The following is a 24,948-nucleotide window of genomic DNA, read 5'->3' as shown; positions in this document are numbered from 1 at the left end:
GTTTGAGGATACGGTGATGATCGACAGCGGCTTTGAAACCACATCTCTGCGCATGACGCTTCTGCTGCTTGTCAGCTTCCAGGCCCCGGCAACCGATGTCGACCGCATCATGGACGCCGTGGTCGCGATCGCGCCGCTGGCAATGGGCAAATACGACCGCAACGCCTATCAAACGGCGCACGGCATCGAACGCTACCGACCGCTGGAAGGTGCAGCCGCCGGCGTCGAAACCGAACTGCGCCGCCGCCCCGGCACCGTCGAGGTCTCGTTCGAGTTGCCCGACGACCAGGTGCTCGCCGCCCGCGTCGTCGAGGCGATTTTCCAGGCGCATTCCTACCAGGAGCCGGTGATCCGCATCCAGCCGATCCTCGCCAGCCGCTCCAAGGGCCTGGACGACCGCGCCAATCCGAATCGCTGGTGGAACACCACCGGGGACTGGAAAAAAGCGCTTCCAGTTAAGGAAGAAGCCTAGAAATCCGGCCCCGCTGAGGGCGAGCAACAGCGACCTTACCTTCTCTCCTTGTGGGGTGAGAAGCGGCCTCGTAGCGGACGAAAAGCCAATTGCTTGGTTTTCGAGATTCGAACGCCCTGAGCCTCAGCCTCCATCGAGCCGGTGATAAAACCGGACAACTCATGTGCTACCTAATCCGGACAACTCATGTGCTTACGACACGGCGGCCGCGCCGGGCTTGACTTTCCGGGCACGTTCTTTATGTGTCGCGCCAAGTTTCCCGCGTCCGGGTGTTTTCCCCCGCTCCAGCGGCCAAAACCCCACGAACATAACGGACTGATACAATGGCCAAAGCCGCAAACATCAAGATCAAGCTTCTGTCGACCGCCGACACCGGTTTCTTCTACGTGACCAGCAAGAACAGCCGTACCAAGACCGACAAGCTGTCGTTCCGCAAATACGACCCGGTCGCCAAGAAGCATGTCGAGTTCAAGGAAACCAAGATCAAGTAATCTGGTTTTCATACGCTCTGTCAAAAGCGCCGCCCCTTCGGGCGGCGTTTTTGATTCAAGGCCCCGAAAAGCCAGAACCCTCCGCTGTTTGGCGCGAAGTGCTCATCTCATTTTTTGGCAAAAAAGGGGGCCGGTCGGCGTATGGCAGCGGTACGAGGAGGCCACTATGTGCCAGCGCCGGCCGGCCGACCCCACGGACCCAGGAGATGCGGCGGACCTGAGCATCATGGGGTATTCGGCGAAGCGATGCGGCTGTCTACCCTCGTGCCCGCATCGCCCTTGTTCTTGCACCGCACATTTGCGCAACAATGTTTGAAAATCAATAGTTTCTTAACCAAGCCTGCCGAATCGCTTGGATTAAGGTAAATTCCTAACCCTGTCCGATTGACTGCATAATCGGTGGTCTAGCCTACGCTGCCTTGGCGACGACCCGGTTGCGGCCGCCACTTTTGGCTTCGTAGAGCGCCACGTCGGCACGTTTCATCAACGCCGCGACCGTGTCCGCGCCCTTCAGAACCGATGACACGCCGACGCTGACCGTGACTTCGATCGCCTTGCCTTCAGGGCCGATGGCAAACGGCAGCTGGGCGATTTCAGCGCGAATGCGCTCGGCAACTTTCTCCGCCACCGCGCCGTCCGTGTCCGGCATCACAACGACGAATTCCTCGCCGCCGAAGCGGCAGGCAAGGTCGATACCCCTGACGTTCTTGCGCAGCCGCCTTGCGAACTCGCGCAGCACATCGTCGCCGCCATCATGGCCATGCGAGTCATTGACGGTCTTGAAGCGGTCCAGATCGGTGATCATCACCGACAGAGGCCGCCGCCGCGCCACGGCGCGGTCGAACAGCGTCTGCAAATGGCTGTCGAGGTAGCGGCGGTTGTGCAGGCCGGTCAATGCGTCGGTCACCGCCATCTCGATGGTCTGGGTGACGCTGGCGCGCAGCTGGTCGTTGTAGCGCTTGCGGCGCACCTGCGTGCGCAGCCGCGCCGTCAGCTCCTGCTGGTCGATCGGCCGCATCAGATAGTCGTTGATGCCGAGCTCGAGCCCGCGAATGATGCGCCCCTCCTCGCCTCCATCGGCAATCAGGATGATCGGCAGGAAGCGGGTGCGGTCGAGCGAACGAAATTGCGAACACAACCGCAGCGGATCGAAATCGGCAAAACCGGTCGAGATCAGCACGCACTCATAGGGCGCCTCGGCGGCTTGGAAGAAGCCGGCATGCGGATCGGTCGCAATGTCGAGCTCGGCGCTGCCGCGCAGCATTTTCTGGATGCGCTCGAACGACGATTTGCGCTCGTCGATCAACAGCACCTTCGGCGTGGCGTCCTCCGACGCGAAGCTGCGGCTCAACAGCGCCTCGATGCCGATGTTGCGGGTGGTCGATGCGCGCAGCCGCAGCTCGTCGGTCAGCGACTTCAGCCTGACCAGGCTCTTCACCCGCGTCATCAGCTGCAGATCGTTGACCGGCTTGGTGAGAAAGTCGTCGGCGCCTGCCTCGAGGCCGCGCACCCGGTCGGCAACGTGGCCCAGCGCGGTCACCATGACCACCGGTATATGCGCGGTCGCCGGATCGCTTTTCAGCCGCTTGCAGACCTCGAACCCGTCCATGCCGGGCATCATCACGTCGAGCAGCACGACATCGACCTTGCCGTTTTCGCAGGTCTCGATCGCGTCCGGCCCGTTGAAGGCCGTCAACACCTCGAAATATTCGGCCAGCAGCCGAACCTCGAGAAGTTTGACATTGGCAGGGATGTCGTCGACGACGAGGATCCGCGCGGTCATGTCACAAGGCTCCGGCTGAAGGCATCAGGCATCACCGAGATAGGATTTAATGGTCTCGATGAAACGCGGCACCGAGATCGGCTTGGAGATGTAGGCCTCGCAACCGCCCTGGCGAATGCGTTCCTCGTCGCCCTTCATGGCGAAGGCGGTGACGGCGATGACCGGAATGGAATGGAGGTCGTCGTCCTCCTTCAGCCATTTCGTCACTTCCAGCCCCGACACTTCGGGCAGCTGGATGTCCATCAGGATCAGGTCGGGCCTGTGCTGGCGCGCCAGATCGAGCGCCTCGAGCCCGTTGCGCGTGCGCACCGTTTCATAACCGCTGGCTTCGATGAGGTCGCGAAAGAGCTTCATATTGAGCTCGTTGTCCTCGACGATCATGACCTTCTTAGGCATCGATTTCCCGTCCCGGCCAGGCTTCTGCCCGAAGCCCTGCCGCTATGCGCCCTTGTCGAAGCACACCAAACCCTCGCTCACTCTTAAGGCAATATGATTGACGAAATGGAAACCCGAAGCGGCAAAAGCCATTCGGATTCCACCTCGAAAACCACATTGGATCGGGGCTGTGGCTTGCCGCAGGCGACGCTTGCGATTACTGCGGAAAAGAGACTCATTTCCGCAACGAGAAAGTAGTGATGGCAAACGCAGCGTCAATGCGCGAGGAAGCGGAAACCATTGCCGTGAAGGCACTGGGCTTCGTCGCCGCCGACCCCGAACTCCTGCCGCGCTTCCTGGCCATCACCGGCATCGAGGCGTCCGCCATCCGCCGCGCCGCGGCCGAACCGGGATTCCTTGCCGGCGTGCTGCAGTTCATCCTCGCCCACGAGCCGACCTTGCTGCGCTTTGCCGAGGAAACCGGCACCCCGCCTGCCTCAGTCGGCAAGGCGTTGCGCGCGCTGCCTCTTGGCGGCGAGGACCATGAGCATTCGATATGAGCGACGATCCCGAGACGGCACGCCAGATCGCCGAACTTGCAGCCGACGACCGGCCTCTGCTGATCCTCGATGTCGACGATGTCGTGCTCGAATTCATCCGGCCGTTTCCGCATTTCCTGAAATCGCGCGGCTTCGGCCTGACGCTGGCCTCGTTCCGTCTCACCGGCAACATTGCCGAAACGGCGAGCGGCCGGCTGATCGAACAGCCGGAGGTGACGGCACTTCTCGGAGATTTCTTCGATACGCAGGCCGACTGGCAGAGCGTCACCGACGGTGCCGAACAAGCGCTTGCCAGCCTCGGCGACCGCGCCGAGATCGTCCTTTTGACCGCCATGCCGCATCGGCATCGCGCGGCGCGCCGCGCTCATCTCGATGCGCTCGGGCTGCCCTATCCGCTGTTGACCACCGAGATGGCCAAGGGACCGGCGGTGGCCAAGTTGCGTGGTAGCAAGGGCCGGCCGGTGGTCTTTGTCGACGACCAGCCCGCCAACCTCATCTCAGCACGCAACTCGGTTGCCGACGCCCATCTCTTCCACCTGATGGCCGACAATTCGCTGCGCGCCTTCCTGCCGCCGGTGCCGGACGACGTCATCTCCGTCGAGGACTGGCACGAGGCCGCGCCGAAGATCGCAAGCGCGCTCGGGCTCTGAGTTAGTCGCCTCTGAGTCCAGCGCTCAGGGCTTCGTTGCTGTCCCAGGGCTCGCATCCTGATCGGTGTTGTCTTCCACGACCGGATCAGGCCCCTTCAGCATGGCGCCGTTGACCGTCACCGACCCGTCGTGCCTGGCGTTGATCACCCATTCGATACGACCGCCCGGCAGCGTCTTGGCGAATCCCTTGATGGCCAGCGCGCCGGTAAAAGCCTGCGAGGCCTGCGGGTCCGTCTTCGCCGCCTCCTGCAGGCTTGCCACGATCTTGTCGTAGCCGGTCACGTCGATCGTCACGTTGGCATCGGGCTTCTTGTCGGGGAAGGTCATTTCGCCTTCCATGGCGACCTCAATGTCACCATTCTTGACCGTGCTGTGTCCAAGCACGAACTTTGGTGTCTTGGCCAAGAAATCGGCGGAAATCTCATCGCCGAAATCTGCCGGAAGCGGTGGATCCTTACTGAAATCGAGGGTTTCTATGGTTTTCCGAGCCATACTGTCGAGATTGATGTTGGCGCCGCCGAAATTCAGGTCGAGATCCGTCGGCAGCAACGCAACGGTCCAACTGGGCAGCATCTGCTGCGGTATTGTCAGGCCGGAAACCTTGAATGCGTAGCTGATCTTGCCGTCCTTGGTGATGCCGTCCATGCCGACAACGGTGTTCAGCTGCGCCGCGCCGAAATTGCCGGCATATGTTTCAATGGCAAGGTTTTTGAATGCGTAGGTCCCATCGATCCGTTCCCATAGCGGCAGCGCACCGAGCAGAAGCGTTTTGAACTCTGCTTGATCGGCCTTCAGCCGGGCCTCGTCCTCATGGGCGACGGCGAACGCCAAAAGATCCAGAAGCGGCTTGGTCTGAATGGCCTTAGCGGTCACGTTCACAGCGAGCTCCGGTGCCCGGAGCGCTGCGATTGACCGGTCATCGATTTTGACCGTTTCGACGAAGTCCGCCATCGCCTGTGTGAAATTAAGATCGACGCCGCCGTTAGCCGACTTGCTGGCGTCAAATTTGGAAGAGCCCAGCCCCACGCTCAAATTGGTCAATTGACTGACTTGGCGCGACGTCATCGTCATGCCCGCAATCGAACTGGTGCCACTGGTAAATGCCGCCAGTTTCGGGTCATAGACGCCCGTGAACTTGCCATCCTTGACAACGATTTGCCCGGTGTTCAGGCCATTTGGGCCATTTACCTCGATGGACCCAGTCGTAGAGAAATCCGAGGCGACATCCCAGCCTCCGTCGCTGCGCGGTTTGACCCGCAGCGTGACGGGCGGGAAATCGAACCGCTTCAGATCCTGCTTCGGCATCTTCGCCACAAGCGCCTTCACATCGAAGGTGATCTTGTAGGCACCCTCCTCGGCTGAGATCTTCAAAATGCCTTCATTGAGCGCCTGTTTGCCGACATAGCGAGAGAGCTCATCGGAAAGTTGCTTGGCACCTTGGGCATCGACAGCCTGGCCAAAGGCAGGAGCGCTGAGGGCGAGAAGGAAAGCAAGCGGCAAGACACGGTTCACAAAATTCTCCATTTGACCAAAAAGGAACGCTTCGTTCGTCTGCTATGAAACCAACCTACAGTTTCCACAGGACATCAACAAACGCCGACGGGTAATTAGACTACAGCACAAGCCGCATCAGCGGCCGGCCGGCCTTGCGTTCGAGGAGCCGCTCGAAGCCGGCCTTTTCGAACACACGCGACGAGCCGACGAATAGCCCGATCGAACGCGAATCGCGCGACACGTCGATCGGACACGCCTCGACCAGCCGCGCCTTGTTCTGGCGGGCAAAAGCGATGCCGCCCTCGACTAGGCGGTGGCTGACGCCCCGGCCGCGCGCGCTGGCGCGGATGAAGAAGCAGGAGATGGCCCAGACGCCGGGATCTACGGCGTCGGTTGGATCGACCGGCGCCGAGCCCCTGCCCCGATTGTTCCATTCGGGCACGTCGGCGCGCGGGCCGATCTGCATCCAGCCGACCGCTATGCCGTCCTCGAAAGCCAAAAGCCCCGGCGGCGGCCCTGCCTCGATGCGCGCCTTGATATGATCCTTGTTGCGCTGTTTGTCGCTGGCCCGCCGGACCGCCGGCGCCATCCGGAAATGCGTGCACCAGCACCCGTAACAGGCGCCCTGCTTGCCGAAAAGATCCTCGAAATCCGCCCACAGGTCGGGCGCCAGCGGCGCTATGGTCGTGCTCATGAGTTATCTCCCGGCTAACCGCTTGTGGCGGCTTCCGTCCTGACGTACCATTGCATCTGTTCTCTTTATGTTCGCAGCGATGGCGGCCCCTGTCAACAATCCCGAGCACGGTTTTTGCCGCGACTGCCTGACCTTTCAGCGCAGCGATACCAGGCGCTGTGAGCGTTGCGGCAGCCCTCGACTCACCCGCCATCCCGAGCTCTACCAGCTGCATCTGGCGCATATCGATTGCGACGCCTTCTATGCGGCGATCGAAAAGCGCGACAATCCGGCGCTGAAGGACAAGCCGCTGATCATCGGCGGCGGCAAGCGCGGCGTCGTCTCCACCGCCTGCTACATCGCCCGCATCAAGGGGGTGCGCTCGGCAATGCCGATGTTCAAGGCGCTCGAAGCCTGTCCGGAAGCGGTTGTCATCCCGCCCAATATGGAGAAATACGTCCGCGTCGGCCGCGAGGTCCGCGCGCTGATGCAGGCGCTGACGCCGCTGGTCGAACCGCTCTCCATCGACGAGGCGTTTCTCGACCTCGCCGGCACCGAGCGCCTGCACGGCATGCCGCCGGCGGTGGTGCTGGCGCGCTTTGCGCAGACCGTCGAAAAGGAAATCGGCATCACCGTTTCGGCCGGCCTTTCCTACTGCAAGTTCCTGGCCAAGGTTGCCTCCGATTTCCGCAAGCCGCGCGGCTTTTCGGTGATCGGCGAAGCCGAGGCGCTGGGTTTCCTGGCCGAACAGCCGGTGACGCTGATCTGGGGCGTCGGCAAGGCTTTTGCCGCAACGCTCGAACGCGACGGCATCCGCAGCATCGCCCAGTTGCAGCGCATGGAGCGCGCCGATCTTATGCGCCGCTATGGCGTGATGGGCACCCGGCTCTACCATCTCTCGCGCGGCCAGGACGACCGCCGTGTCGATCCCGACCAGGATGCGAAAAGTGTGTCGGCCGAAACCACTTTCGACACCGACATAGCTGAAATGGGCGAACTGGTTCCAGTGCTGAGGGGATTGTCGGAAAAGGTCTCGGCGCGGCTGAAGAAGTCAGGCATTGCCGGGCGCACCGTGGTGCTGAAGCTGAAGACGCAGGATTTCAAGCTGCGTACCCGCAACCGCCAGCTCGGCGACCCGACCCGGCTGGCCGACCGCATTTTCCAGACCGGGCTCGAGCTGTTGCGCAAGGAGGCGGACGGGACAAAGTACCGGCTGCTTGGCATCGGTGTCAGCGATCTCTCGGATGACGAGAAGGCCGATCCGCCCGATCTCGTCGACGTCGGCTCGCGCAAGCGCGCCATGGCCGAAAGCGCCATCGATACGCTGCGCGACAAGTTCGGCAAGAAGGCGGTGGAAACCGGCTACACCTTCGGTAAAGGCCGCAACGCCAACCCGCCGGAGCCGATCGAGGAGTGAGACGGCTTAGATACGCTTGAGATCGATGCGGCTCGTCACCACGTTCTTGCCGGTTTTCGGATCGACGTCGGTAACGGTCAACCGCATTCCGTCGCCGCTGGTTTTCTCGACCGTCAACCGCGCCTTACGATCGCCATTGACCTCCGCCGCCCAGCGAATGCCGAGACTGATCGCGTTGCCGGAACGGCTGCCGGCGAGCTGTGCCGGCCCGGTGCGCGACCCGACATAGACGCCTGTATACTTCGCCCCGCGGACCTTCAGATTGGCGCTGATGGCGCGCGTCACCACGACAAGACCACGGCAATTGCCGTCAAGCGACAATGAGCTCGAGGTCGCGTCGGAATTGAAGGTGCAGGACACATTCACCGTCGGTGCGTCGGTGGTGACCTTGACTGTCCCCTTGCCGGAGAAATTCCCTTGCAAGGAGCTGAGAAAATTCGCCTCGTCGGCATGGGCCGCGGCGCTTGCAGTTAGCAGGCAGCCGGCTAGCAGAAACCGCGCGAATGATTTCATCGGAATCTCTTCCCCGTTGATGTTGAAGAAACGATGCGTCCAGCAATTGGCCAATACCGGGAACCAACGCCTGCCGTTTCGTCAGGTTCCACTTCCAGCATGGCTGTTTTCGCAACGGTCTGGCCCAGTCGAATGCGTCGCCTAACGGTTGCGATAGAAGTCCCGGCTTGCGACATAGCGCCTATGGCACCTTCCCCATCGATCCCCAAAGCCGCGTTCTGGATGGCGCTGTCGATCGCCTCGTTTCTGGCGATGTCAGTCGCCGGCCGCGCAACCACCGCCGAGCTCAACGTCTTCCAGGTGCTGGAACTGCGCTCGGTGATCGGCTTCTTCATCCTGTTGCCGCTGGTGACGATGAGCGGCGGATTCGCCGCAATGCGCACGCAGCGCCCGTTGGCCCATATCGCTCGCAATGTCATCCACTATACGGGCCAGGCGGCATGGCTCTATGCGCTGACGCTGATCCCGCTTGCGGTGCTCATATCGATCGAATTCACCACGCCGATCTGGACCGCGATCCTGGCGGTGACCTTTCTTGGCGAAAGGCTCTCCCGCCCGAAAATTGCGGCGGTCGTGCTTGGCCTGATCGGCGTGGTGGTCATCGTTCGCCCCGGCGTCGGCTCCATGGATCCGGGTCACCTCGTCGTTCTCGGCGCGGCCGTGTGCTTTGGCGTATCGGTGGTGTTGGTCAAGTCGCTGACCCGCACGGACAGTGTCGTGCGCATCATCTTCTGGATGCTGATCATCCAGTCGGTGGTCGGCCTGATCCCGGCGCTTTATGAATGGCGCAACCCACCGCTCGAACTCTGGCCATGGATCCTGCTGATTGCCTTCACCGGCATGTCGTCGCATTTCTGCATGGCGCGTGCCCTCACCTATGCCGACGCTACGGTGATTTCACCGATGGATTTCCTGCGCGTGCCGCTGTCGGCGCTGATCGGCTGGCTGCTCTACAGCGAACAGATCGACATCTTTACAGCCGGCGGCGCCCTGCTGATCCTGATGGGCAACCTGCTCAACCTGCAGCGCAAGGCCCCAAAGCCGGCCGAGGTCGCGGCCTCGTAGCGGTCGGTCAATTCCCCTCATCTGGTATGTTGAGAAGATGCCCGCAGGCCTTGCAGTGCACGGCGTCCGGCTCGTGCCGTTGCAGTCCGCACTGCGGACAGGGAAAGAACACTTTGGCGGGTCGAAAAATCGCCGTCGCCAGTCTGACGAACAGCGAGATGCCGATGATCATGGTGGCGATCGCGGTCAGCTTGCCGGCGATCCCCGGCAGCACGATGTCGCCGAAACCGGTCGTCGTCACCGTGGCAACGGTGAAATACAGCGCATCAATGTAGTTTTCGAGGCCGGCGCCGGTGCGGAAGAAGAAGGTGTAGACGAAGCCGGTGATGACGAACAGGAACGTCAACAGGTTGATGACCGCGTGGCTCGCCTCGCGCCAGGGCCTTAAGCCACGCATTTCGAAATGCCGCCACAGCGACCCGCTGCGCGACAGCGACCATAGCCGCAGGATGCGCAGGAACGCCAGATTTGCCAACGCCGTCGGCATCAGCAGCGTCAAAAGGATGAAGACATCGACCCAGGATGTCGGCTGTTTCATCAGCCGCAGCATGTCGTTGGAGGCTAACAGCCGGGCAATCAGGTCGGCGGCGACCAGCGCCGCGACGGTATAGTCGAGCCACAGGAATGACGGCTTGTCCTGGAGCACCGGCGTGGCAACGAAGAAGGCGATGATGGCGAGGTCGATGATGACCGCCACCAGTTGAAACCGGAACGCCGCCGGCGTGCGTCCGTGATAGAGCTTGCGCAGCCTGTCACGCAGCCGCGCCATCGCTGAGCTTTGCTGCAATCCGTCCTTCTCGGCTGCTTTCATCACCAAGTGCGTAACGGTCCCAGCCGGGGTCGTCTAGAGCATGATACCAAAAAGTGGGTGCCGGTTTGCGGAAAAGATCATGCTCCAACAAAGGGTTAGATCATGATGAGATTTCAACCAAATCTCATCATCATCTAGTGGCCCCGGTAATCGTCAGCCCTCCACCACCTTGCCGTCCGGCCCGACGAGGCGCCAGGCCGAGGCGGTGTCGTAGACGAACCGCTCCTCCGCAATCCGGTCACCACGCCAGCGCTGCAGGGCCACCTCTTCCAGCCGGCGCACGGTGCCGGCCTTGTCGACACGGTCGAAGGTCCAGCGGATGGCGACATTGTCGCCATCGACCAGGAATGTCTGGACAGGATGGGTGTGCATCTTCTCGATCCGGTCGAGTGCTGCCTGTTCATGCGCCATCAGTGTTTCCTTGCCCCGCCGCGGGACGCCAAGATTTTCCTGCATGGTGGCATCGTCATGGTAGAAGTCGGCGATCGCCTTGACATGGCTGCCTTCGACCACCGCCTTGAGGAAGGCTTCGACGCGTTCGCGGCTGGGCATGATTGTGCGTTCCTGTGACGTTTCTGCTCTACGCATGTGGTTCAAAGGAAGGTCAGTTCAACCACGCCCCGCACGCTGGCCCTATCGGCTGCAATGTCAGGCCCAGAGCATCTTTAGGCCGTCATGCACTGGCCGACGTCGATGCGACTGCCGTGTATATCAGCGCAGCCTAGACGAGCTCGACTTCCACCACACCCGGCACCGCGCGCATCGCAGACGCGATCTGCGGCGAGATGCGGTAGCGATTGGGCAATTCGATCTCGATCTCACCTTGCCCGGCTTCCTTGATCAGCACGAAGCTGACCTGGCCCTCGCCCTTTACCGCCAGTTGGCCGGCCAGCATGCCGATCGGAGCCGCATCGCGCACGAAGATGCGCAGCGCCTTCTGGATACGGCTGGCCTCATCCTCCAGCGACTGCACCGTCTGGATGCGCAGATTGACCCCTTCGGGCCTATCCTCGGCCGAAACGGTGATCACCACCGAACGTCCGGGCTCGAGCAGATCGCGATACTGCGCCAACCCTTCCGAAAACAGCACGGCTTCATATTGGCCAGATGTGTCGGAAAAGGCGATGACGCCCATCTTATTGCCGGTTCGGGTCTTGCGCTCCTGCTTGGTGGTGACGGTGCCGGCGAGCCGGCCCGCGGCGGCACCGCGTTTGACCGCAGCCGAGAACTCGCCCCAGTTTTGCACGCGCATCTTCTGCAGGGCCGCCTTGTACTCGTCGAGCGGATGCGCCGAGAGATAGAAGCCGACGACCTGGAATTCACGGTGCAGCCGGTCGGCGGCAAGCCAAGGATCGGTCTGCGGCAAATTGAGCGCCTGCTGCTGCGCGCCGAGCGACGCGCCGAAAATGTCGTGCTGGCCCGAAATGGCATTCTGCTGCGCCAGCGAAGCCAGCCCCATCATCCGTTCGACGCCGGCCATCATCTGGGCGCGGTCGTGGCCGAAGCAGTCGAGCGCGCCGGCCATGATCAGGCTTTCGAAGACGCGCTTGCCGACGATCTTGGGATCGACCCTTTCACAGAAATCGGCGAGATTCTTGAACGGCTTTTCGCCGCGCATGGCGACGATGTGCTCGACCGCGGCGTCGCCGACGCCCTTGAGGGCCGCCAGCGAATAGTAAATGCGGTTCTCGCCGACCTCGAAATTGCGGAAGCTGGTCATCACTGACGGCGCCACCACCTCGATGCCGAGACGCAGCGCATCCTGGCGGAAATCGGCGAGTTTGTCGGTATTGCCCATGTCGAGCGTCATCGACGCCGCCAGGAACTCGACGGGGTAATGCGCCTTGAGATAGGCGGTCTGGTAGGACACGACGGCGTAGGCGGCCGCGTGCGATTTGTTGAAGCCGTAGTCGGCGAACTTGGCCAGAAGGTCGAAGATGAAGTCGGCCTGCGGCTTGCCGACGCCGCGTTCGACCGCACCGGTGACGAAACGCTCGCGCTGCTTGTCCATTTCGGCGCGGATCTTCTTGCCCATCGCGCGACGCAGCAGATCGGCTTCGCCGAGCGAATAGCCCGACAGTTCCTGCGCGATCTGCATCACCTGTTCCTGGTAGACGATGACGCCTTGCGTCTCCTTCACCAGATGGTCGATTTTGGGATGGATCGAGGCCATCTCCTCCTCGCCATGTTTTCTGGCATTGTAGGTCGGGATGTTCTCCATCGGGCCGGGACGGTAGAGCGCCACCAGCGCGATGATGTCCTCGATGCAGTCGGGCCGCATGCCGATCAGCGCCTTGCGCATGCCGGCACTTTCCACCTGGAACACACCGACCACTTCGCCGCGCGACAGCATGGCGTAGGTTTCAGGATCGTCGAGCGGGATCGTCGCCAGATCGATCTCGATGCCGCGCCGGCGGATCAGCTTCACCGCCGTCTCCAGCACCGTCAGCGTCTTCAGGCCGAGGAAGTCGAATTTTACCAGCCCGGCCTGCTCGACATATTTCATGTTGAACTGGGTGACCGGCATGTCGGAGCGCGGATCGCGGTACATCGGCACCAGTTCCGACAAGGGCCGGTCGCCGATGACGATGCCGGCGGCGTGCGTCGAAGCGTGGCGGTAGAGCCCTTCCAGCTTTTGCGCCATATCGAGCAGCGTCTGCACGATTGGCTCCTTCTCCGCCTCCTCGGCAAAGCGCGGCTCGTTGGCGATGGCATCCGCCAGCTTGACCGGATTGGCGGGGTTCTGCGGCACCATTTTGGAGAGCTTGTCGACTTGGCCGTAAGGCATTTGCAGCACGCGGCCGACGTCGCGCAGCACCGCGCGCGCCTGCAGCGTACCGAAGGTGATGATCTGCCCAACCTGGTCGCGGCCATATTTCTGCTGGACGTAGCGGATGACCTCTTCGCGCCGGTCCTGGCAGAAGTCGATGTCGAAGTCGGGCATCGACACGCGGTCGGGGTTGAGGAAGCGCTCGAACAGCAGCGAGAAGCGCAGCGGATCGATGTCGGTGATGGTCGTGGAATAAGCGACCAGCGATCCGGCGCCCGAACCACGGCCCGGCCCGACCGGAATGCCTTGCGCCTTGGCCCATTTGATGAAGTCGGCGACGATCAGGAAATAGCCGGGAAACTTCATCTTCTCGATGATGGAGAGTTCGAAATCGAGCCGCTCGCGGTATTGTTCGACCGTGTAGCCGGAAGTGGGCCCATGCGCAGCCAGCCGCGCCTCCAGCCCCTCATGCGCCTGCCGGCGTAGCTCATCGGCCTCCGCTTTCAGCGCCACCTCATTGTCGGCGACATCGCCGCCGGTAAAGCGTGGCAGGATCGGATTGCGGGTCTTGGGATAATAGGAACAGCGCAGCGCGATCTCGACGGTGTTGTCGATCGCTTCCGGCAGGTCGGCGAACAGCCGCGCCATATCCGCCTGGCTGCGCAGGAAATTGTCCGAAGTCAGCCGGCGACGGTTGTCGGCGGCAACCACCGAACCCTCGGCAATGGCGATCAGAGCATCATGCGCGTCATAGTCGTCGCGGGCGGCGAAGAACGCCTCATTCGTGGCGACCAGCGGCAGATCATGGATATAGGCAAGGTCGACCGATGATTTCTCGATAGCGCGGTCATAACCGGAAACACGGTCCAGCTCGACATAGAGCCGGTCGCCGAACAGCGCCTTGAGTGCCAGAAGCCGCGTCTCGGCAAGATCTCGGCGATCCTCCTTCAGCGCCCGGCCGATCGGGCCGCGCGGCCCGCCGCTGAGGCAGATCAGGCCATCGCAATGGCCTTCCAGCATTGCTGACGTCAGATGCACGGGCTCGCCCGGCGGCGTCTCCAGATAGACCTGGCTGACCAGCCTGACGAGGTTGCTATAGCCAACCTCGGTGGCGGCGAGCAGCACCACGGCGTGCATCTCCGGACCATGGCGGCGGCGGTCGCGCTGCGCGTCGCTGGTCTCGCCGGAAAAGGCGAGATCGATCTGGCAACCGATAATCGGCTGGATGCCTTCCTTCACCGCCTTCTGGGCAAATTCCAGCGCGCCGAACAGATTGTTTGTGTCGGTGACTGCGATTGCCGGGCACTCGTCCTTGACGGCATGACCGACAACGGCGGCGACCTGCAAGGCGCCCTCGAGCAGCGAATACGCCGAATGCACGCGCAGATGGATGAACGGCCGCGCCGGCGCCTCCGGGCGCGCAGCAGCGAGCGCTGCTTCGCGCCTCAGGGGATCGCGTGGAAGTTTGTCATCCGCCATGATGTTTCAAATTGCTCGAAGGGCTTTGAGTCGATGGAGATGTATTGTCCCGGACCGGGCGATGCCAGTCCAGCACAAATGACCACCGACCACAGGCTTCCGTACCCAGCCGCACGGCTCAGAGATTGTTTCTGAAATTCGCTCTGGCGAGTCATATGATGGTGGTTTCGAGAACCGGAGCGCAGCGGCCATTGGTCCGTGAGCACGGGAAGCGCAGAAACCGCCTTCAGATGGCCGCCGGAGTAGAATTTCCAAACAATCTCTAGGCGAACTCCATGATCACCGCATCCACAGCCAGGCTGTCACCCGGCTTGGCGTTGAGCTTCGACACGACAAGATCGCGGTCGGCGCGCAGCACGTTTTCCATCTTCATCGCCTCGACCACGGCCAGCGTCTCGCCGGCCTTGACCTCCTGCCCCTCGGCAACCGCGATCGACACGACCAGGCCCGGCATCGGGCAAAGCAGCATCTTGGACGTGTCCGGCGCCACCTTCTCCGGCATCAGCCTTTCCAGTTCAGCCGTGCGCGGCAGCATGGCGCGTGCCCTCACCGACATGCCTTTCCAGGCAATGCGCAGGCCGTTCGGCGCCGGCCTGATCTGCGCCGTGACCTTGCGGGCACCGACAGTGCCGCGCCAGATGAGGTCGCCCGGCCGCCAGTCGGACGCCACCGTCAGCGCTTTGCCGCCATCGACCGACAGATCGATTTCCATCGGAATGGAGATCATGCCCTCGATGATCGAAGCCTGGAGATAGTCGTCGCCGAGCTTCACCACCCAATCGCGCTTGAGTGCGCCCGAATGCGGCGCCAGCCGCCCGCCCAGCCGGTCGAGCCGGTCGCGGCGCAGAAGCTCGACCGCGGTGGCGATCGCCGCCAGCACTGCCTTTTCATCGCCATTGGGCACGATCGGCGCGAAGCCGTCAGGACATTCCTCGGCGATGAAGCCCGTCGATATCCGCCCCTCGCGCCAGCGCGGATGCTGCATCAGCGCCGCCAGGAATGGAATGTTGTGCTCGATGCCGTCGACGACGAAACTGTCCAGCGCTTCCGACATGGCGTCGATTGCCGCCAGCCGTGTCGGCGCCCATGTGCAGAGTTTTGCCACCATCGGGTCATAGAACATCGAAATCTCGGAACCTTCGGTGACGCCGGTGTCGTTGCGGATGACGATGTCGCCGAACGTGCCCTCCTCTGGCGGCCGGTAGCGCGTCAAACGGCCGATCGAGGGCAGGAAATTGCGATAGGGATCCTCGGCATAGAGCCGGCTTTCCACCGCCCAGCCGTTCAGCTTGACGTCGCTCTGCTCGATCGCCAGCTTCTCGCCGGCGGCGACACGGATCATCTGCTCGACTAGGTCGATGCCGGTAACAAGCTCCGTCACCGGATGCTCGACCTGCAATCGTGTATTCATTTCAAGGAAATAGAAGTTCTTTTCAGCATCGACGATGAACTCGACGGTGCCGGCGCTCTGGTAATCGACCGCCTTGGCCAGCGCCACGGCCTGCTCGCCCATGGCCTTGCGCGTCCTGGCATCGAGGAATGGCGACGGCGCCTCCTCCGCAACCTTCTGGTTCCGGCGCTGGATCGAGCATTCGCGCTCGCCGAGATAGAGGGCGGTGCCATGCGCGTCGGCCAGCACCTGGATTTCGATATGACGCGGATCGACGACGAACTTTTCGATGAAGACGCGGTCGTCGCCGAACGAGCTTTTCGCCTCCGAGCGCGCCCGGTCGAAGCCGTCGCGCACTTCCGACTGGCTCCAGGCAATGCGCATGCCTTTACCGCCGCCGCCGGCCGAGGCCTTGATCATCACGGGATAACCGATCTCGCCGGCGATCTTTTCGGCATGGTCGGCATTTTCGATGACACCAAGCCAGCCGGGAACCGTCGACACTTCTGCGGCCTTGGCGAACTTCTTCGATTCGATCTTGTCGCCCATCGCCTTGATAGCCTTGGGTTTCGGACCGATGAAGACAATGCCCTCAGCCTCAAGCGCTTCGCAGAAGGCGGCCCGCTCCGACAGAAAACCGTAGCCGGGATGCACGGCCTGCGCGCCCGTCTCCTTGCAGGCAGCGATGATCTTTTCAGGCAGAAGATAGCTTTGCGCGGCAGGCGATGGCCCGATATGCACGGCTTCGTCGGCCATTTCGACGTGCACGGCGTCGCGATCGGCGTCGGAATAGACCGCTACGGTGGCAATCCCCATCCTGCGCGCCGTCTTGATGACGCGGCAAGCAATCTCGCCGCGATTGGCGATCAGGATTTTCGTGAACATCGAAGGCGTTTCCTCGGTCTTTCGTCCTTCTTATGGGCTTCGGCAGCCGGGCTCAAGCACCGCCGGCAGCGCACCCATCAAGACACTCCCTGCCCGCCAGGCCCGTGCCGAGGGGCGAAGGTTGGGCTCGCCGACGACTGGGCCAAGATTTGCGCCATATTTGGTCGCCAAATCGGGTTGAAACAGTATAGAAACCCTGAAAGCCTGAAGACCAATCGCCTTGGGAGGAATTGCCTAATGAAAACCCGCGCCGCTGTCGCTGTCGCCGCCGGAAAGCCGTTGGAAATCATGGAGGTCGACCTCGACGGACCGCGCGAAGGCGAGGTGCTGGTCGAGATCAAGGCGACCGGCATCTGCCACACCGACGAGTTCACCCTGTCGGGCGCCGATCCCGAAGGCCTGTTTCCGGCAATCCTCGGCCATGAAGGCGCTGGCGTTGTCGTCGATGTCGGCAAGGGCGTCACCTCGGTCAAGAAGGGCGACCACGTCATCCCGCTCTACACGCCGGAATGCCGGCAGTGCCCATCCTGCCTGTCGCGCAAGACCAATTTGTGCACCGCCATCCGCGCCACGCAGGGCCAGGGCTTGATGCCCGATGGCTCCTCGCGCTTCTCGATCGGCAAGGACAAGATCTTCCATTATATGGGCTGCTCGACCTTCTCGAACTTCACCGTGCTGCCCGAGATCGCGGTGGCCAAGGTCAATGCCGACGCCCCCTTCGACAAGATCTGCTACATTGGTTGCGGCGTTACCACCGGCATCGGCGCCGTCATCAACACCGCCAAGGTCGAGCAAGGCGCGACTGCTGTCGTCTTTGGTCTCGGTGGCATCGGCCTCAACGTCATCCAGGGCCTGAAGCTCGCCGGCGCTGACATGATCATCGGCGTCGACCTCAACAACGACAAGAAGGCATGGGGCGAGCGCTTCGGCATGACGCATTTCGTCAATCCGAAGGAGATCGACGGCGACATCGTTCCTCACCTCGTCAACTTGACCAAGCGCGGCGCCGACCAGATCGGCGGCGCCGACTACACATTCGACTGCACCGGCAACACCAAGGTGATGCGCCAGGCGCTGGAAGCCTCGCATCGCGGCTGGGGCAAGTCGGTCGTCATCGGCGTGGCCGGCGCCGGCCAGGAGATTTCGACCCGGCCGTTCCAGCTGGTCACCGGCCGCACCTGGATGGGCACCGCCTTCGGCGGCGCACGCGGCCGCACCGACGTGCCAAAAATCGTCGACTGGTACATGGACGGCAAGATCCAGATCGACCCGATGATCACCCATTTGCTGAAGCTGCAAGACATCAACAAGGGCTTCGACCTTATGCATGAGGGCAAGTCGATCAGGAGCGTCGTCGTTTATTGAGGAGAAGAAGCCGCCGACCGAAGGGCCAGCGACTGTAGTTGCATGGGTTCAACAAGGGAGGAAGATAATGCCTGAGAAACTGCATCCGAAAATCGACAATGGCCTGCCGAAGGAAAGCGCAAGCTTTGCCGGCGGCACGCTGGTCTGTGCCTGCACCAGCAAGCCGGTGAAGGTGACGGTCAAGGGCCAGATCGCCCACAACCATGCCTGTGGCTGCACCAAATGCTGGAAGCCTGACGGCGCGGTGTTCTCGGTCGTGGCCGTAGCCGGCACCGGCGATGTCACAGTCACCGAAAACGGCGACAAGCTGAAAGTGGTCGACCCCTCGGCACTTATCCAGCGTCACGCCTGCACCGGCTGCGGTGTCCATATGCACGGACCGGTCGAGCGCGACCATCCGTTCAAGGGTCTGTCCTTCATCCATCCCGAGCGCTTCCAGGAAGACGGCTGGTCACCGCCGGGCTTCACCGCTTTCGTTTCGTCGATCATCGAATCCGGTGTCGACCCCAAGCGCATGGACGGCATCCGCGGCCAGTTGAAGTCGATGGGCCTCGAGCCCTATGACTGTCTCAATCCCGGCCTGATGGATTACATAGCCACCTGGACGGCGAAGAAGTCGGGCGCGCTGCCGGCCTGACAGTACGAGATTTCTGGCATGGGGCCGGGTAACATGCCGGCCCCATGTCCGTTTTGGAGAGATAATGCCGGCACCCGCCATCTACGTCGACGCCGACGCCTGCCCGGTGAAAGCCGAGGTCGAGAAGGTCGCCGAGCGCCATGGCGTGGTCGTCACCTACGTCTCCAATGGCGGGCTGCGTCCGTCGCGCGATCCGATGATTCGCAACGTCGTCGTCTCTAAAAGCGCCGATGCCGCTGACGATTGGATCGTCGAGAACGCAAAACCCAACGACATCGTGATCACCGCCGACATCCCGCTTGCCGCTCGCACCGTGGCGCTCGGCGCGCATGTGCTTGGGCCAACCGGCCGGCCGTTCACGCCGGAGACCATCGGCATGGCGGTTGCAATGCGCGATTTGAAGCAGCATCTGCGCGAAACCGGCGAGAGCAAGGGCTACAATGCCAGCTTTGCGCCACAGGATCGCTCGCGTTTCCTGGGTGAGCTCGACCGTATCTTGCGGCGGGCTCTGAAATCCGTCACACCCGACCAGACGTGAAGCATCATCCGAGGTCGGGCTATGGCCGACACATCGCCGAATAACCCCTTGCAGCGGCACAAGCAGTTCTTTGTGTCGCTAGCCGTCGGTCTGGTCGTATTTGCCGCGGTATTGCCTTTGATTGGATCGCTCCCCGTCTCCACGCGGCTTGCCTATTCGATCTCGATTGCCGCCGATTCCTTCTTCGTCGTCTTCATCGCGCTCGTCATCGCCAAGATGCCGCTGCTGTCCGGCCGCTATCTCAGCAAGAACGCGCGCGAACTGGACCTCCCAGTGCTGGGCATCTTTGCCATCACGCTCGGCATCGTCGCCATGGCCATTGTCCTGCTGTTCCTTTTGATCAATCACAAGGATCGCGACCCCATCGAACTCGGCTTCGCCATGCTGTCGATCCCGCTTGGCTGGTTCACCATCCATGCCATGGCCGCCCTCCACTATGCGCATGTCTACTGGATGGACGGCGACGCGATCGATGCCGAAACCAAGAAGAAGATACCGGTCGGCGGCCTCGATTTTCCCGGCAGCAAACGGCCGGACGGTTGGGACTTTCTCTATTTCGCGACGGTGATCGGCATGACCGCGCAGACCGCCGACACCGCGATCACGACCTCGCATATGCGCCGCGTGGTGCTTGTCCATTCGATCCTGTCGTTCTTCTTCAACGCCGTCATCGTCGCCGCCGTCGTCAATCTCGCGGTGAGCCTCGGCAATTGAGTATCCGTGCCCGCGATAAACCCGTGCCCGTAATAAAAACGTGACCGCATGAAACATCGCTTTCGATAGCGACGTATTGGGAGGACAAGGACGAGCGCGGCCATCCCAGGATCGCGCAGCCGGAGGCGAGGAAAAGATGGAAACCATTACCATGAGTCAGCCCGGCGCAGGCGTCGATGCCGCCTCAACGAAGGATGCGACGCTGATCTACCGGCAATCGCGCTGGACCCGCCTGACGCACTGGCTGTGGGCGATCTCGCTGTTCTTCATGCTTTTGTCCGGCCTGCAGATCTTCAATGCCCGGCCGCAGCTCTACATCGGCAAGCAATCCGGCTTCGAGTACAACAACACCGTCTTTGCCATCGGCGCCGAAAACACCGCCACCGGCCCGCGCGGCTATACCGAAATCTTCGGCCATCGCTTCGACACCACAGGCGTGCTCGGCTGGTCGGGCCCGGCCGGGCAGCAAACGTCGCGTGCCTTCCCGTCCTGGGCGACAATCCCGTCCTATTACGATCTCGGCACCGCCCGCGTCGTGCATTTCTTCTTCGCCTGGATACTGACAACCACCTTGGTCGTCTGGCTGGTCGCCAGCCTGGTCAACGGCCATCTGCGCCGCGATCTGGCGCCGCGCCTTGACGATCTCAAGCGGCTGCCGCAGGACATCATCGAGCACGCCAAGCTCAGGTTCCACCACACACGCGAATACAACACGCTGCAGAAAATGGCCTATGGCGGCGTACTGTTCGTGCTGTTGCCACTCATGATCATCACCGGCCTTGCCATGTCGCCGAGCATGAACTCGGTGCTGCCCTGGCTCAACGAACTGCTCGGCGGAAGGCAGACGGCGCGCACCATCCATTTCACGGTGATGGTGCTGCTGGTCGGCTTTTTCATCGTCCATATGATGATGATCCTCGCCGCCGGCCCGATCAACGAACTGCGCTCGATCATCACCGGCTGGTACCGCTCCGATCCGCCAAGGCATGGCGACACCGAGAGGAGTGCGTGAGATGGCCAAATTCCAGATCAGCCGCCGAAAGTTCCTAACGGGCGCCGGCCTCGGCGTTTCCGGCATCATGTTGTCGGGCTGCGATGCCTTCGACAGCCAGCTCGGCATGGGTGACGGCCTGCGCAGTTTCCTCGAAAACGCCAATGGCCTGACCTACCGCGCGCAACGCTGGCTTGCCGGCCGCGATGCTCTGGCGCCGGAATTCACCGAGGCCGACATCCGCCAGCCGCAGCGGCCGAACGGCGTCACCGCGCCCGAGGATGACACCTACAAGGGCCTGCTCGCCAACAATTTCGCCGACTGGCGGCTGGAGGTAACGGGCCTGATCGAAAAGCCGCTGTCGCTCAGCCGCGAGCAGTTGGAGAACATGCCGAGCCGCACGCAGATCACCCGCCACGACTGTGTCGAAGGCTGGAGCTGCATCGCCAAATGGACCGGCACCCCGCTGTCGCTGGTGCTCGACCTGGCTGTGGTCAAGCCGCAGGCCCGCTATGTCATGTTCCACTGCCTCGATACGATCGATCGCAGCCTCTCCGGGGAAATCAAATATTACGGCACCATCGACCTGATCGATGCCCGCCACCCGCAGACGATCCTCGCCTACGGCCTCAACGGCAAGCCGCTGCCGGTCGAAAACGGTGCGCCGCTGCGCGTGCGCGTCGAACGACAGCTCGGCTACAAGATGCCAAAGTATCTCTACAAGATCGAGCTCGTCGACAGTTTTGCCAATATCGGCGGCGGCCGCGGCGGCTATTGGGAAGACAATGGCTATGACTGGTATGGCGGGATTTGATGGGCCTCGCATTCTGACCGAGCACGATCTGACTCCGACCGAACCGAGCTTTCCTGAGGAAGCTGGTTTCGAGCGCGTGGCCAAACTTGGCGATTGGCCTGAAGACACTCCAATACCGTCCTCTGCAAACCGGTCGCAGAAAACGGCGCGGCTTAAGCAACCTTGTCGAGCAGCGGCTTGAGCGCCGGATGTATCTCGGGCGAGGCGAGTTTGATCAGCGTCAGCAGCGCGCGTTCATTGTCACGCAGCGGGCGGTCGGTGCCGATGCGATCGGCCAGCCATTTCGCCTCGCTGGCTTCGATCGTCTCGGCGCGGCGCGCGAGTGCCTCGGCGGCACGGTTCTTCGACTCCCATTCGGCCTCGATATCGCCGGGCGAACGATAGGCTTCCATGATGCCGGCCAGTCCGCCCGACACCATGCGGCTGAAGAAGCCACCAATTTCGGGCTCGGCCTGGTCCAAGAAACTGTCACGACGCAGCGCCACATCGCGCGTCGGCGCTTCGTAGCCGGCCGAACACATGACGAAATTGGCGAGCGCCTTGACGAACAGGTCGTTCCAGGACGGGTCGTTGTGGGCCGCTGCGGTCTGCTCGTTGATCTGGAACAGCACCTCGGCCTCAACCCGTGTGATGGCAATGTTGCCGTCGCCGCCATAGGCATGGAGAATGCGGCGCAACAGATCGACCTCTGCCTTGGCGACCAGCCCGGGAACCAGCGCGCCGCCGAGCATCAGTGGTCCCTTGCCGTCGACCCACCGCGTTGGCGACCTGCTCGAGCGCATAGGCGGAGAGCCGGCCGGGCGATGATTTCGCCCTTTCCAGCACATGCACCAGCAGCTCCAGTTCGGTCACACTGTCGACCATTCCGTCGCGCGAGATGGTCTGGATCAGCCAACCGGCATTGTCTTCAGAGATATAGCCTGCCGGCTTTTCCTGGTAGACGATGTAGTCGGTAACGGCCTCGACGAAGAATTCAGGCCATTGCGGGCATTTGTCCGTCGCTGTCGCATCGAGCGCCTTCAGCCTCGCCGCGCGTCACCACGCCGTCAGCGAACACTTCGCGACGCAGCATGACGACATCTTCCGCCGTGATGCGGTCCTTGGAGGCCAGCCCCGCCACCGGCGCGCTCCCGATCCGTTCGCCCATCTGTCAATCCCCATCCGCCGTGCCCAACGCAATTGCCGGCCAAACCGTCAGCCCAGAATATCGCCATTGTCTTGAAAAACCGGCAAACGGCGTGGTTAGCGAAGACTGTAAAGACGACGCGCTTTACGTGTCGCTGGCAGGTGACAAGGTGTCGCCGACAAGCTATGGATGGCGCGTCGAGGGCTTAAGTTTTGAGTCCTACCTGTTTGCGGGAGAGAGCAGCGCGAGCTGTCGCCGAAGGGGAAATCGCCCGAAATCTCTCAGGCAAAAGAACCGTAGACGGGAAAGACACTCTGGAAAGTCGGGGCTTGCCCCCGCGCCGAAGGTGTAAGCGTCGCCGACAGAGTTCCGGTTGCGCGAGTCTCTCAGGCTTCAGACAGAGGGGCACGGACTGGTCGCCAGCAGCGGCCGATTGCGTGCGACTCTGGAGATGACATGACGGGCGACGACACCAAACACCTTCCTCTCGAAGATCTGCACACCGCCGCCGGCGCACGCTTTGGCGCCTTTGCGGGCTGGTCGATGCCGCTGACCTATCCGGCCGGCGTGATGAAGGAGCACCTTCACACCCGCGAACATGCCGGCCTGTTCGACATTTCGCATATGAAGCTGTTCGCTGTCAGCGGACCGGGCGCTGCGGCACTGCTCAACCGCGCCAGTCCGCTCGATGCCGGCGCGCTTGAGATTTCACAGTCCAAATATAGTTTCTTCCTCAACGAGGCCGCCGGGATCATCGACGATCTGATCGTCACCCGGCTCGGCGCCGAGCGCTTCATGGTGGTCGCCAACGCCGGAAATGCGGTCGAGGACGAGAAGCATTTGCGTGCGCTGGCCGCGGACTTCGACGTCAAAGTCGATGCGCTCGACCGCGTCTTCCTGGCGATCCAGGGGCCGGAAGCCTGGGCTGCCTTGTCCCGCGCCGGCATCGAGACCGGCTCACTCTTGTTCATGCATGGCATCGAGCCGAAGCAAAACTGGTTCATGAGCCGCTCCGGCTACACCGGCGAGGACGGCTTCGAGATCGGCCTGCCGGAGGCGGATGCGCGCGCTCTGGTCACGAAACTGCTCGAGGACGAGCGTGTGTTGTGGATCGGCCTTGCTGCCCGCGACTCGCTGCGGTTGGAGGCCGGCCTGTGCCTGCACGGCCAGGACATCACGCCGGAGATCGATCCGGCGAGTGCCGGCCTGATGTGGGCGATCCCCAAAGATCTCCGCGCCGGCGGGTCCTTCATCGGCGCCGATGCGCTGCGGTCCATCCTGGAGCGCGGGCCGTCGCAAAAGCGCGTCGGCCTGAAGCCGGACGGCCGCCAGCCGGTGCGCGCCGGCGCTGCTTTGTTCGATGCCGACGGCGATCCGACCGGCTACGTGACATCAGGCGGCTTCGGCCCGTCGGCCGGCCATCCCGTCGCCATGGGCTATGTGTCAACGGCCTTGGCCAAGCCGGGCACGAAACTGTTCGCCGACGTTCGCGGGACGAAAATCCCGGTCGATATCAGTTCCTTGCCCTTCACTCCTCATCGCTACCGCAAAGGATAATTCCGATGGCAAAAACCTATTTCACACAAGATCACGAATGGCTGAGCGTCGAGGGAGGCATCGCCACCGTCGGGATAACCGACTATGCGCAGGAACAGCTTGGCGATCTCGTCTTCGTCGAACTGCCTCAAATCGGCACCAAACTCAGTAAGGGCGACACCGCCGTGGTCGTCGAATCCGTCAAGGCGGCATCCGATGTTTATGCGCCGGTTGATGGCGAGATCACCGACGCCAACGGCGCGCTGTCCTCGGACCCGTCGCTGGTCAACTCCGCTGCGACCGGCGACGGCTGGCTGTGGAAGATGAAGCTCGCCGACGAAGGCCAACTCGCAGGCCTCATGGATGAGGCCGCCTACAAAGCCCATATCGGTTGACATC

Annotated in this window: 23 protein-coding genes, 1 pseudogene and 1 riboswitch; of the genes and pseudogenes, 14 read left to right on the top strand and 10 right to left on the bottom strand. The window is 62.2% G+C overall.

The features are described 5' to 3' along the window. Nucleotides 1-16 precede the first annotated feature (16 nt). Both X751_RS150405 and rpmG read left to right on the top strand, forming a co-directional pair. Nucleotides 17-472 (top strand): hypothetical protein, encoded by a 456-nt coding sequence (locus X751_RS150405; RefSeq protein WP_023710625.1) that lies wholly within the window; start codon nt 17-19, stop codon nt 470-472. Between the two features lie 323 nt (nt 473-795). Further along, a complete protein-coding gene (gene rpmG, locus X751_RS150410) occupies nt 796-963 on the top strand; it encodes a 50S ribosomal protein L33 (protein ID WP_006201775.1) in 168 nt (55 codons plus the stop codon). Nucleotides 964-1,372: 409 nt separating this feature from the next. Here rpmG and X751_RS150415 read toward each other — a convergent pair whose 3' ends face one another. Beyond that, nucleotides 1,373-2,746 carry a PleD family two-component system response regulator gene (locus tag X751_RS150415; protein ID WP_023710626.1) on the bottom strand — a complete coding sequence of 458 codons (1,374 nt, stop codon included), beginning with the start codon at nt 2,744-2,746 and terminating at the stop codon, nt 1,373-1,375. Nucleotides 2,747-2,770: 24 nt separating this feature from the next. Continuing rightward, nucleotides 2,771-3,142 carry a response regulator gene (locus X751_RS150420; RefSeq protein ID WP_023667574.1) on the bottom strand — a complete coding sequence of 124 codons (372 nt, stop codon included), beginning with the start codon at nt 3,140-3,142 and terminating at the stop codon, nt 2,771-2,773. 239 nt (nt 3,143-3,381) lie between these two features. Between X751_RS150420 and X751_RS150425 the strand changes: the two genes are divergently transcribed. Together X751_RS150425 and X751_RS150430 are read left to right on the top strand one after the other, a co-directional pair. Further along, nucleotides 3,382-3,681, top strand: a complete 300-nt coding sequence (locus tag X751_RS150425) for a DUF3572 domain-containing protein (RefSeq protein WP_023729852.1) — start codon at nt 3,382-3,384, stop codon at nt 3,679-3,681. Next, nucleotides 3,678-4,331 carry a hypothetical protein gene (locus X751_RS150430; protein ID WP_023710628.1) on the top strand — a complete coding sequence of 218 codons (654 nt, stop codon included), beginning with the start codon at nt 3,678-3,680 and terminating at the stop codon, nt 4,329-4,331. The genes X751_RS150425 and X751_RS150430 overlap by 4 nt, the downstream gene beginning before the upstream one ends. A gap of 24 nt (nt 4,332-4,355) precedes the next feature. On the opposite strand, the gene X751_RS150435 is transcribed toward X751_RS150430, so the two are convergent. Together X751_RS150435 and X751_RS150440 are read right to left on the bottom strand one after the other, a co-directional pair. Next, entirely contained in the window at nt 4,356-5,843 is a 1,488-nt protein-coding gene (locus X751_RS150435) for a hypothetical protein (protein WP_023744816.1), read from the bottom strand. Nucleotides 5,844-5,943: 100 nt separating this feature from the next. Further along, the gene (locus X751_RS150440) at nt 5,944-6,519 is read right to left on the bottom strand and encodes a GNAT family N-acetyltransferase (protein WP_023729854.1); all 576 of its coding nucleotides are present in this window, start codon (nt 6,517-6,519) and stop codon (nt 5,944-5,946) included. 67 nt (nt 6,520-6,586) lie between these two features. Between X751_RS150440 and X751_RS150445 the strand changes: the two genes are divergently transcribed. Further along, the gene (locus tag X751_RS150445) at nt 6,587-7,915 is read left to right on the top strand and encodes a DNA polymerase IV (RefSeq protein ID WP_023744815.1); all 1,329 of its coding nucleotides are present in this window, start codon (nt 6,587-6,589) and stop codon (nt 7,913-7,915) included. A 6-nt stretch (nt 7,916-7,921) separates the two neighbouring features. On the opposite strand, the gene X751_RS150450 is transcribed toward X751_RS150445, so the two are convergent. Continuing rightward, entirely contained in the window at nt 7,922-8,428 is a 507-nt protein-coding gene (locus X751_RS150450) for a hypothetical protein (protein WP_023744814.1), read from the bottom strand. Between the two features lie 183 nt (nt 8,429-8,611). On the opposite strand from X751_RS150450, the gene X751_RS150455 reads away from it, so the two are divergent. Beyond that, nucleotides 8,612-9,493 (top strand): DMT family transporter, encoded by an 882-nt coding sequence (locus X751_RS150455; RefSeq protein WP_023710632.1) that lies wholly within the window; start codon nt 8,612-8,614, stop codon nt 9,491-9,493. A gap of 7 nt (nt 9,494-9,500) precedes the next feature. Here X751_RS150455 and X751_RS150460 read toward each other — a convergent pair whose 3' ends face one another. The 4 genes from X751_RS150460 to X751_RS150475 all read right to left on the bottom strand — a co-directional run bounded on the left by X751_RS150460 (nt 9,501) and on the right by X751_RS150475 (nt 16,828). Beyond that, entirely contained in the window at nt 9,501-10,304 is an 804-nt protein-coding gene (locus tag X751_RS150460) for a potassium channel family protein (RefSeq protein ID WP_023725720.1), read from the bottom strand. Between the two features lie 153 nt (nt 10,305-10,457). Continuing rightward, nucleotides 10,458-10,856, bottom strand: a complete 399-nt coding sequence (locus tag X751_RS150465) for a nuclear transport factor 2 family protein (RefSeq protein WP_023735317.1) — start codon at nt 10,854-10,856, stop codon at nt 10,458-10,460. Nucleotides 10,857-11,025: 169 nt separating this feature from the next. Further along, nucleotides 11,026-14,553: a DNA polymerase III subunit alpha gene (gene dnaE / locus X751_RS150470; RefSeq protein WP_023744813.1), complete on the bottom strand. Its 3,528-nt coding sequence runs from the start codon at nt 14,551-14,553 to the stop codon at nt 11,026-11,028. Between the two features lie 262 nt (nt 14,554-14,815). After that, nucleotides 14,816-16,828, bottom strand: coding sequence for an acetyl/propionyl/methylcrotonyl-CoA carboxylase subunit alpha (locus X751_RS150475; RefSeq protein WP_023744812.1), 2,013 nt, complete (start codon nt 16,826-16,828; stop codon nt 14,816-14,818). A gap of 237 nt (nt 16,829-17,065) precedes the next feature. Between X751_RS150475 and X751_RS150480 the strand changes: the two genes are divergently transcribed. The 6 genes from X751_RS150480 (at nt 17,066) to X751_RS150505 (ending at nt 21,887) form a co-directional block, all read left to right on the top strand. Continuing rightward, nucleotides 17,066-18,193 (top strand): S-(hydroxymethyl)glutathione dehydrogenase/class III alcohol dehydrogenase, encoded by a 1,128-nt coding sequence (locus X751_RS150480; protein WP_023744811.1) that lies wholly within the window; start codon nt 17,066-17,068, stop codon nt 18,191-18,193. 67 nt (nt 18,194-18,260) lie between these two features. After that, nucleotides 18,261-18,830 (top strand): S-(hydroxymethyl)glutathione synthase, encoded by a 570-nt coding sequence (gfa, locus tag X751_RS150485; protein ID WP_023725716.1) that lies wholly within the window; start codon nt 18,261-18,263, stop codon nt 18,828-18,830. A 64-nt stretch (nt 18,831-18,894) separates the two neighbouring features. Continuing rightward, on the top strand, nt 18,895-19,368 hold the full coding sequence (locus X751_RS150490) for a YaiI/YqxD family protein (protein WP_023695438.1): 474 nt from the start codon (nt 18,895-18,897) through the stop codon (nt 19,366-19,368). Nucleotides 19,369-19,389: 21 nt separating this feature from the next. Then, entirely contained in the window at nt 19,390-20,082 is a 693-nt protein-coding gene (locus X751_RS150495; RefSeq protein WP_023688301.1) for a DUF1345 domain-containing protein, read from the top strand. Between the two features lie 136 nt (nt 20,083-20,218). Next, nucleotides 20,219-21,094, top strand: coding sequence for a cytochrome b/b6 domain-containing protein (locus X751_RS150500; protein ID WP_023744810.1), 876 nt, complete (start codon nt 20,219-20,221; stop codon nt 21,092-21,094). 1 nt (nt 21,095) lies between these two features. After that, on the top strand, nt 21,096-21,887 hold the full coding sequence (locus tag X751_RS150505; protein ID WP_023744809.1) for a molybdopterin-binding protein: 792 nt from the start codon (nt 21,096-21,098) through the stop codon (nt 21,885-21,887). Between the two features lie 152 nt (nt 21,888-22,039). On the opposite strand, the pseudogene X751_RS1000000168595 reads toward X751_RS150505, so the two are convergent. Further along, a pseudogene (locus X751_RS1000000168595) lies at nt 22,040-23,034 on the bottom strand (hypothetical protein). A 199-nt stretch (nt 23,035-23,233) separates the two neighbouring features. Next, a riboswitch (glycine riboswitch) is annotated at nt 23,234-23,320 on the top strand. A gap of 149 nt (nt 23,321-23,469) precedes the next feature. Here X751_RS1000000168595 and gcvT point away from each other — a divergent pair. Together gcvT and gcvH are read left to right on the top strand one after the other, a co-directional pair. Further along, nucleotides 23,470-24,570, top strand: coding sequence for a glycine cleavage system aminomethyltransferase GcvT (gene gcvT, locus X751_RS150510; protein WP_023688298.1), 1,101 nt, complete (start codon nt 23,470-23,472; stop codon nt 24,568-24,570). Nucleotides 24,571-24,575: 5 nt separating this feature from the next. After that, nucleotides 24,576-24,944 (top strand): glycine cleavage system protein GcvH, encoded by a 369-nt coding sequence (gene gcvH, locus X751_RS150515; protein ID WP_023688297.1) that lies wholly within the window; start codon nt 24,576-24,578, stop codon nt 24,942-24,944. The last annotated feature ends 4 nt before the right edge of the window (nt 24,945-24,948 follow it).

The sequence above is a fragment of the Mesorhizobium sp. LNJC394B00 genome (assembly GCF_000502555.1).
GTDB lineage: Bacteria > Pseudomonadota > Alphaproteobacteria > Rhizobiales > Rhizobiaceae > Mesorhizobium.
This window is presented reverse-complemented; position numbering and strand designations above follow the sequence as displayed.